Origin of the sequence: Sphingobium sp. (genome assembly GCF_033795625.1) — a bacterium.
In the GTDB taxonomy this organism is placed as follows: domain Bacteria; phylum Pseudomonadota; class Alphaproteobacteria; order Sphingomonadales; family Sphingomonadaceae; genus Sphingobium.
In genome coordinates this window covers 25,404-35,110 of record NZ_JARYGI010000037.1, presented here as the reverse complement: position 1 = coordinate 35,110, position 9,707 = coordinate 25,404, and the positions used below count along the sequence as shown (strand labels likewise).

The following is a 9,707-nucleotide window of genomic DNA, read 5'->3' as shown; positions in this document are numbered from 1 at the left end:
AGGCCGGACATATGATCGCAATCGATCCGATCAAATTATCCTCTCAGCCTCTTGCAAGAGGGAGCCGTCCACATATGCCGGTTCCGCCACCGTTGCGGTTGGGCAGGGCATTGGGGTCGGCGGTGGTCGACGGTGTCGGAGAGTTTTGCGTCAAGTCGGTCATAGTCTGGTTCGGTTGCTTTCAAGTAGAGACCAACTTTTACCAGACGGGGTTCCACGCGCGCAATATTTCCGGCAAAAATCATCTTGGCGACGCTGCTGAAGAACCCTTGCTCCGAATTACTCAGGACGCACGCCGTCCGCTCATTCTATTGAAAAGTGGACCGTCAGGTTAGAAGGAGCCCGATTCGAGCTGCCGCCGTTGCTGGGCCGGGTTTGAGTGGTGGTTCGATCACGCGGGCCGTTGATGTCCGTTATCGCGGGTTAGCCGATCAAAAGCCGCCTGGCCGCACACGGCCCAGTTGCGGGCGCAATTCCTGCCCAGTGGAGCGTTCGCTGAATGTCGGGTTTGGCGATGAACCTGCCGCTGAACCCGCCGAGCGGGAACGGCGGCTAAGTCCCAGCTGCCGCCTACCGATGTCGACCAGAGTCAGTCGTTCATGGGCACCGTTCATGCTGTCACAAGCTCCATCAATTTGGTATAGCTGTCCGCTAACCCATACCGCACGTTGGGCGCCGGGTTCGTTTCTGCCAGCTTGCCGAAAAACTTCTTAGCGCAATCAATCTTTGCGCGTTCAAGATCTCGTAGGGCAAGCGACGACATCGAGCCCTTGGTTTCGGCGACGAAATAGATGTGCTTCACTGCGCCCGCTCGAAATACGATGGCCCAGTCGGGATTGTAGTCGCCAACTGGCGTTGGGATCAGGAAGCCCCTCGGCAGCTTCGCATAGACCTCGACCTCTGCGCTGGTATCCAGCTCCCCAACGAAGTCGCGTTCGACACCAGAATCTGTGATGCAATAGTCGAAGACGTGGTTCTTGAGACGCTCGGTTGCTCGGGAAAAATCCTGACCAATCTCGGCGGCGGTAAAAATATCGGCCTCATAGCGCTCGTCGATCGGATCATAGACCAACTGCTCGATAAGGTGACCTGCCTTCTGCTCCTTGATCAGCCGCGCTGCCTCAGAGATGAAGTGCTCAGGGTTTGCGCGATACTGTTCGAAGATTGATGGTTCGATGCCAGACAGAATTTCAGCCACCGTTTGCCGCAAGAGATCGGTTGCTTCTGAGACTTTGCCCAGCAGGTCATACTTCACCGACGAACGGGCCGACACCGCTTTGACAGTTTCATTACGCGTGACACTGAAACCAGTGCCGTCCCTGAGCTGCTCATCGGTTACCTGGTCCGATTGAATCCCGGTCTGGACGGAATACTGCAGCTTGGTCACGCGCAGTTCGCGGTTCAACGCGCCGATGCATTTCTGAATGAGCTCAGCCGTGCCGAACTCGACGCGATAGACCGCCTTGCGGTTGATCCTGCTCCAAAGCTCCTGAAAAGCCCCCTTGTGGAAATTGTCATTGAGCGGGTTCCGCTTAGGCTTACGCCCATCTTCGAACTTGGGAAGCGCTGCATCGCTGTAAACGCTGTCGATCAGGCCAAAGACCTCAGCCTGATGGCACTCCAAATCTTCATGCAACGCGGCCAAAGTTCCATTGGCCTTGGCCGTGTAATAAGCATCGGTGATCTGGTCGGAATCGTCGATGTAGTCGTTCTTGATCAGATACCGGTGGATCTGCGTCGCCATCTGGTCGGTGACCGTGACCGGCCCTTCGGGCGTCTGCAATTGCTTGCCCGCAAAGTACGCTTGGCTGGCCTTGCGGGGCCGTGCCGAGAGACTTTCGGCAATCTCCTTCTGCAACCCGCCAACGAAGTCGGTATAGCTTTCGCTCGCGATCACCGAGAGAATGTTGATGTCATGGACGGTAGCCGGGTGGTCCAGCCTATCGCCAAACCGGTCAACGGCCAGGCGCAGACCACGGCCAACTTCCTGTCGTCGTGAAATCATGTTGAGGCTCTGCTTGAGCATGCACATGACGAACACATTCGGATTGTCCCAGCCTTCGCGGAGCGCGGAGTGGGAAAACAGGAATCGGACGGGCTCTTCGAACGAGAGCAGCCGCTCTTTGTCCTTGAGGATGAGGTCGTAAGCGTCGCTATCTTCAGATTTCTCGGTCTTCTTCCCGGTTTCCTCATCCTTGACGATTTTGAACTCCGGATCTTTCAGCCGCTTGGTCTTCTTGTCGATCGAAAAATAGCCGTCGTGCGTCTTGGCAACTGGGATTGCTTCGAGATGCTTTCGCCAGCCAGCTTCTTCAAGCGGGAGTTCGGCCAGCACGTCGGCGACGGCCTCAGTGTATTCCTCCTCGAACATCCGGGCGTATTCGCCGTTCTGATCGCCACGGCTGTAGTCCCGGTATTTGGCCACCTCATCGATGAAGAAAAGGGAAAGCACCTTAACCCCTTGGGCAAAAAGCTGCCTTTCTTTCTCGAGATGCGCGCGGATCGTTTCGCGGATCTGGATGCGGCGGATGTCGCGTTCTGACAGGTCACCATAAGCCTCGCCGGCCTTGATGATGATGCCATTGGTAAACTCCACCGTGTCAGCGGTGGCGTCGATCTGTGACACAACGAAATCGCGATACTGATCCAAACCGCCGGAAAGGTCATAAAGGTCATCGCGAAACTTAAGGCGCTTCATGCGGCGCTTGATCGTGCCGGTGGTATCCTTGATCTCCATCTCGAAGCGGGCAAAGGGGCCGCCCTTGCCGCGGCCGACAGTCTCGATGCCTTCGAGATAGAGATAGGCCGTCGTGCCAGTGAGGCCCTTGAGCGCGATGCCGCGCACCTGAATCTTCTTCACCAGTTTCTGGTTATAGGCATCCAGCGCATCGAGCCGATGGATCTTGGTATGTTCGGTCCGGTGCGTGGCGGAATAGCGCAGCACGAAGAGCGGGCGGAACTTGGGCAATGCCTCGACAGTGGCCTTGCCCTCCATCTTCTGCGGTTCATCGAGGATGAGGATCGGCCGGTTGGCAGCAATCACATCGATCGGTTTGCGCGACTGGAAATCATCCAACGCGTCATAAATCCGGCGGTTATCCTTGCCGCTGGCGTTGAACGCCTGGATGTTCATCACCATCACATTCAGCCCGGCATCGGACGAAAAGCTCTCCAGCTCGTGCAACCGCTTCGAGTTGTAGATGAAGAAGCGCGCCTTCTTACCGTAGGTCTCGGCGAAGTGCTCTGCCGTGATCGACAGCGATTTGGCGACGCCTTCGCGGATGGCGATGCTGGGTACAATGATGATGAACTTCGACCAGCCATAGCGGCGGTTCAGCTCGAACATCGACTTGATGTAGCAATAGGTTTTGCCCGTGCCGGTCTCCATCTCGACATCGAGATGAAGCGGGCTGACCGCCGCCATATTCTTGAGATAGGTTGCCGGTGCGGGCACAGCCTTGCCCTTGGTGTCACGGGTGACGAAACTGTGTAACGAGGCAGACTGCGGCAGATTCTGGCGCCGCTGCACAGCCTTGATATTGTCGAGCAGCTGCGCTTCGGTCAGCGCAAAGTCGGTATTGCGAAACCCCTCGTCATCGAACGCTTCCGCCTGATTGCGCTTGCCCGGATCGATCCGATAGGTCGGGCCACTGGCAAAGGGCTGGCCCGCAAAGCAATCCACCACGGCATCGACGGCCAGCGTCTGGTAAGGCTGAACCTTGAACTTGAGCTTCATCGCCATGGGTCAGATGGCCTTCAGCTCGGTGCCGGGGGAGAGCTGGCGGAATAGCTGTTCTGCGTTGATGCGGTCGGCATCACGGGCGAAGCTGGTGTCGCGGAACACAGCACGTAGCGGCGCGCGGGCCGCAACCGCCTTCACAAGATCATCGGTAACACCAGGTTCGAAGCAGGCGATCAGTGCATTGCCATCAACCGAGTAAACAGTCTTGCCATGCAAGGTTTCACGGTTGATCGGCAGGGTCAGTTCCACGCCCCAGTCGATCAGTACCTGGAACAGCAGATCCTCGGCGGTGCGATCGGGCTTAACGCTATCAACTTGGCCGAACAGTTCGTCCTGCTTCACCTCATCGGGGCGGTAGAAAACGTCGGTCATGTTCGAGCTGTCGACCTTCAGCACACGGAAACCGACGTCGCGGTTCCAGTCTTCATGACATTCCTCTTCTAAGCTGGCCTTGCCGGCGGCGCGGATGCGTTCCTTCGAAATGTCCGCGATGGTTCTGTGACCAGCTTTATACGCTGCGGTCCCTTCTTCCAGCGGCTCCGGCCATTGGACCATAATGAACTTGCGTCGACCGCCATCTTTCGCGTTCTGCAATATTGCAGCATGCGCCGAGGTTGCGGACCCAGCAAAAAAATCCACTACAATATCATCGCTGTCTGAGGCGCTCATCCAACTGACGATTCTGTTGAGAAGCCCCAAGCTCTTCTCAGTATCAAAAAAGTCTGTTTCGCTTCCGCTTAGAGTAAGGTCCATCCAGTTGTCGCTAAGAAGCTTTCCATCGCTAGGCGGAACGTAATATTGAACCGTTCCTTCATCACTTTTGCGAACAAAGTTAAGTTTCTTGTTCGTCGCGACAAGGTTATCGATGTACCACTCATCTAACGTCATTGCTTCGGCAACGTGTGCGAGGTAGTGCTCGTAATTATTTACAGCTTCCTTCGCGCGGTCTTTTTCCCAACGCCACTGTCCAGTCTCGGGCGTATAGCCGAAAAGGTCGTACCGCATTGTATGTCTATCGGTGCCGCGCCAAAACGTGTCCCACTTCCCCGGTTTACTGCCTCCGTCGGTCCAAATTAGCTTGGGTAAACGAGAATCATTCTTCTTCGTATAGAGCATGACATATTCATGCCCTTGAGACAAAGACACAACGTCCTCAAACTGAGCTTGAACGTTCTTTATTCCACGTCTTACAGAAATTGTATTTTTATGATTAACTTCGCCAAAAATTTCGTCGCAAACCTTTTTGAGATTATCTTGCTCATGGACATCGATGCTAATAAATATTGCACCATCGTCAGATAAAAGATTACGCGCCAACTTCAAGCGAGAATACATCATGCTGAGCCAATCGGAATGGAAGCGACCATTTGCCTCGGGGTTGGCTACGAGACGCTTTCCATCTTCACTACTTTGATTCGACTTTGCCAAAAAATCTGCGGATGTTTGAGCGAAGTCATCCTCATAAATGAAGTCATTGCCAGTGTTGTACGGCGGATCGATATAGATCAGTTTGACCTTGCCGAGATAGCTCTCCTGCAGAAGCTTCAGGGCATCGAGGTTGTCACCCTCGATAAACAGGTTCTGCGTGGTGTCGAAGTCAACGCTCTCCTCACGCGCAGGGCGAAGCGTCTTGGCGATGGGGGCGTTTGCGGTGAGCAGCGCTTCGCGCTTGCCCGGCCAATCGAGCCGGTAGCGCTCCTGCGGGCCTTCAACGATGTGATCGGACAACTGTTGGCGCAGCTGGTCGAAATCGACGGCGAGACGGACAGTGCCCTGATCGTCAGCAGCTTCAGTCACGCAATCGGGGAACAATGCACGAATTTTTGCGATATTGTCCTGGCTAAGGTCAGGGCTGTGCATCTTCAACTTATCCATGCGCAATCTATTCACACTTCTATCTGATCAGGTTTTGCTCGTGAGGGCCGTGTAACGCGACTTGGCGGCGCGCAATTCGGCATTGAGCTCGACCTTCCTGTTAAACTGTTTCTCCCGCCTTACGCCAGCCTCCATTCGCGCGATCTCGCGCTCTAGCTGGGCCGCCTCTTCCGAGCGGGCGACACGTGCCGCAATCGGTTCGTCGGGGCTCTGCCTTGGCGGCAACATGGGTTCGAGCAGCCGGGCATAAAGCGTAGCCATGTCCAGCACGGTAGGCAGAGCCTCACGCGGTGTGTTGCCCGCCTGCCATGCTGTGAACGCGTGCGGTGCGGTCACCCATTTGCCCGCCTCCGCCTGGCTTGGGCGTTTCCACGCCATAGCCATGCGAGCCCGCCCGCCATGGCGCAGCTCAAGGATCAATGGTCGGGGGATCGCCTTCTCGATGGCCTGCAGCACCGCTGGTTCGACGTCCGGCGTGTGCAGGTCGATTGCGATGACGGCTATTTCGTCGACTTCTGCCGAGGGTTGCAAGTTCAGGCGGTCGGCCCGCAGCACATGGGTCCACTCCATGCGTTCGACCTGATCGACGAATTTAGCCTGCATGGCACGCGGAAGCTGCGCGGCACTGTATATCCGGCTCTTCGGGATGGCGCGGCCGAACACGGTTCTCGTCGGCCACGCATAAAGCGTCACGCCGCAACTCCCGCCTCGGCTGGCTCCACCACAACGAAGGCAATCAGCTCGAAATCCTCCAGCCCGCGAATGGTATGGGACAGCGCAGTCGTGGTCCCCGTCGAGAAAAGACTATCGAGGTCACGCTCCTCCTTGGCATCGATCATCGCACGGATCGCACCGTTCAGCAGTCCGGACGGGCCGCTCATGTCCTGCCCGTCAGCGGTGCGGACATTGAACGGGCGGAACGCCTCTGCCACCGGGACAGTGACGCCCTTTGCCGCAGTCCGAACCAGATCAAGCAGGCGCTTCACCTGGGTCTGATCGGCCACGACGCTCCCATCTTCGCCCATGTAGATCAGATAATAGGGATGTAACCGGTTTTGCCGGTTGGCAGAGGCATCCCCGCCGACGGCCTTCAGCGCAAAGATAACGCCGGGCTCGAGCCCCTTGCCGGAGTCCGCGGGCACGACAGCGTGCAGCCCTTTGGGTGCCGCTGCCAGATCGCCATGTTCCTTCACATAGTTGAGCAGATCCATGCGGAAATCGTTGAGGCCAAGGTCGGTAATTGAGATGCCGGTACGCACATCCTCCAGCTCGATGACCTCATCCTGCAGGCGCCGCAGCTGTTCGCGCCGGTAGGCCGTGTCGCTGGCCTTCGCCGTCAGCACATTGTCGTCACCGGTTGCGGTAACATCGGCAATGATCATGCGGTTTTCGACGCGCTCTTTGAGCTTGATATAGTCATCGAGCGTGATGTCTGGCCAGTAGTTTGCCAGCTGTATCTGCGCGTTGGGCGAGCCGATGCGGTCAATCCGCCCGAACCGCTGGATGATCCGCACCGGGTTCCAGTGAATGTCGTAGTTCACCAGAAAATCGCAGTCTTGCAGGTTCTGGCCTTCCGAGATGCAGTCTGTGGCGATCAGGATATCAATCTCGCCCAGCTCATCAGGCATGATCGCCGCCTTCTCCTTGGAGCGGGGCGAGAACAACGTGAGCAGAGTCTGGAAATCATAGCCCTTCCCCAGCGTCGATTTGGGGGCATCTGACCCCGTGACACGGCCAGTGTGGATATTCTGCTGGGACAAAGCCTCAGCCGCAATCTGATCGTAGAGATAATGTGCGGTATCGGCGAATGCCGTGAAGATGATCAGTTTGCGGTTCCCGGGGTTGATCGGATCCGCCAGCTTCTGCGCAATGAGCGCCTTCAAATGCTGAAGCTTGGCATCGTGCTCGGGCGTGATCCGCGCCATATCGGCCTGCAGCGCCTCGATCAGCGCGAGGTCTGCTTGCAGATCGTGGGCAAAACCGGGGACGTCCATATCACTCAGGTCGATCCGGATCTTGCCGCCGACGCGGAAAGCTCCGAGACCTTCGAGCTCGTCATCCTCTGCCTCAAGCGCATCAATGTCGTCGGCATAGTCGACGACGGCGCCGGAGCCCGCGCCAGAACGGTAGCTGTCGACCACGTCCAATGTCTTGCGGATGTTTTCAGCCAGCGAACCAAGCGTGAGCCGGAACGCGTGGATCGAGCTCTCAAGTCGCTTGAGCAGGTTGACGGTCATCAACGCCTGCAAACTCTTGTCGCGGTCGGCCTGCCGCAGCTTGCCGCCGCCGCTCGACACGTCAGTGTCGTAGAGGTCCTCATATTTGGCGAGCCGGCTCGGCAGAATGTAGCTGGTCGGAGCGTAAACCGAGAGCTTCAGCAATGTCAGCTGCGCAACGATGGTGTTGAGATCCATCGTGCCAGACAGCTCTGTCAGCGGCGGACGAAATGACAGTGGTTTGCGGCGCTCTGGGAAGTGCCCGATGTCCGTCATGTCGTAGAAGGTCGTGATGTGCTTGCGCGACCGGGCGATCGTGACGCTGTCGAGCAATTCGAAGAAGTCGAAATCGAGCGCGGTCAGGATTGTTTCGGCGGTCCGTTGTTCCGGAGGCAGTTTCGACCAGCGGTTGAACGCGGCCTGGGCTCTGCGGAAGATTTCCTCAACGCTGGATGTGGTGTTCAGCTTCTCGGAAAGAATGTCGGATTGACCTTCATAGGCGAGAGCCAGCTGGTTGCGCAGGTCATTGAAGCGGTTGTTGACCGGGGTCGCCGACAGCATGAGGACTTTGGTTTTGACCCCGGCCCGGATGACCTGGTTCATCAGCTTCTGATAACGGGTTTCCTTCTCCTTGAAGGCGTCATTGTTCCTGAAATTGTGGGATTCGTCGATGACGACGAGGTCGTAATTGCCCCAGTTTACCCGGTTCAGCGGGATCCCGTTGGAGGTGCCCGATGTCCGCGACAAGTCGGTATGGCACAGCACATCATAGTTGAATCGGTCCCGGGCGAAGGGATTGGTTTTGAGATTGGTGCTGTAGTTGAGCCAGTTGTCCGTCAGCTTCTTCGGGCAAAGCACGAGAACCGAGCGATTGCGCAGCTCGTAATATTTGATGACGGCAAGCGCGGTAAAGGTTTTGCCGAGGCCTACGCTGTCTGCGAGAATGCAGCCATTATAGGTTTCCAGCTTGTTGATGATGCCGGTTGCCGCGTCGCGCTGGTAATTGAACAGTTTTTGCCAGACTAGGCTCTCCTGATAGCCGGTGCGGTCGTTCGGCAGGACGTCCTCGTCAATGTCTTCCAGAAAGGCATGGAAGATATTGTAGAGCATAATGAAGTAGATGCGCTCTGGGGAGTTCTCCTGGTAGACCGAAGCTATGTGGTCGCAGATCGCATCGGTTACATCTTCGACCCGGGTCGGGTCCGACCAGATTGTGTCGAACAGCTGAATGTAGCTCTGCGTGTGAGACGCCTCATCGAACCGATTGACGAAGTTTGAGACGGCATTGCCGCGAGCGTAGCCAAGGTCGACAGCCGTGAAGCCCGATAGCGGCATGTAGGCAACTGCGCCTGTCGCGCCATCTGCCGAAAGGAATTGCTGCATAGGCGAGCTCGATGCATTCGACTTGAAACGCGCCTTTTTGCGGATCCACTCCGCGCACTCACGCGCGACAGCGCGCTGCGTCAGTTGGTTGCGCAACTGGATTTCAAACTCAGACCCTGTCAGCCCAGCGACGCGCTTGGCCTTCGGTATGAAGAATTCGCGGCGCTCGCGAGCTTTCCCGTCGGTTGCGCGTTCTGCGGTGAACGTCTGCTCGGTAAATAGGAATTGCAGTTCGTCGATTTGTTGCAACTCCTTACGAAGAGCTTCGAACGCAAAGATCGAAAAGCTGGACGCGGCAATCCGAAGGCGTTGCCCCCGCTTGAGGTCCTTTTTCAGCTCATCCCCGAGGAGGACATTGATGTTATCGATTATCTGCAAAGGTCACCGGATTCGCAAAGATTGAAGAGCGCCGTTGGGTTGCGGTTCTCGATCGAGCGTTCCGCTTTCGTGCGAGGACTGTAATCCGACCAATGGTTTGGCGAAATGCGCCG

General features: G+C 56.8%; 5 protein-coding genes. 1 reads left to right on the top strand and 4 read right to left on the bottom strand.

What is annotated here, in order from left to right; translation table 11 throughout:
• Positions 1-335, top strand: a 335-nt coding sequence (locus QHC67_RS15520; protein WP_319295642.1) for a hypothetical protein, incomplete at its 5' end; no start/stop codon positions are given.
• Positions 336-610: 275 nt separating this feature from the next.
• Here QHC67_RS15520 and QHC67_RS15515 read toward each other — a convergent pair.
• Genes QHC67_RS15515 through QHC67_RS15500 form a run of 4 tightly spaced genes read right to left on the bottom strand, consistent with a single transcriptional unit; the run spans position 611 to position 9,594 of the window.
• Positions 611-3,742, bottom strand: coding sequence for a type III restriction-modification system endonuclease (locus tag QHC67_RS15515; protein ID WP_319295640.1), 3,132 nt, complete (start codon positions 3,740-3,742; stop codon positions 611-613).
• A 3-nt stretch (positions 3,743-3,745) separates the two neighbouring features.
• Positions 3,746-5,617 carry a site-specific DNA-methyltransferase gene (locus QHC67_RS15510; RefSeq protein WP_319295639.1) on the bottom strand — a complete coding sequence of 624 codons (1,872 nt, stop codon included), beginning with the start codon at positions 5,615-5,617 and terminating at the stop codon, positions 3,746-3,748.
• A gap of 27 nt (positions 5,618-5,644) precedes the next feature.
• Positions 5,645-6,310 (bottom strand): DUF4391 domain-containing protein, encoded by a 666-nt coding sequence (locus tag QHC67_RS15505; protein WP_319295638.1) that lies wholly within the window; start codon positions 6,308-6,310, stop codon positions 5,645-5,647.
• On the bottom strand, positions 6,307-9,594 hold the full coding sequence (locus QHC67_RS15500) for a helicase-related protein (RefSeq protein ID WP_319295636.1): 3,288 nt from the start codon (positions 9,592-9,594) through the stop codon (positions 6,307-6,309). Before QHC67_RS15500 ends, QHC67_RS15505 begins: the two co-directional genes overlap by 4 nt.
• Between the last annotated feature and the right edge of the window lie 113 nt (positions 9,595-9,707).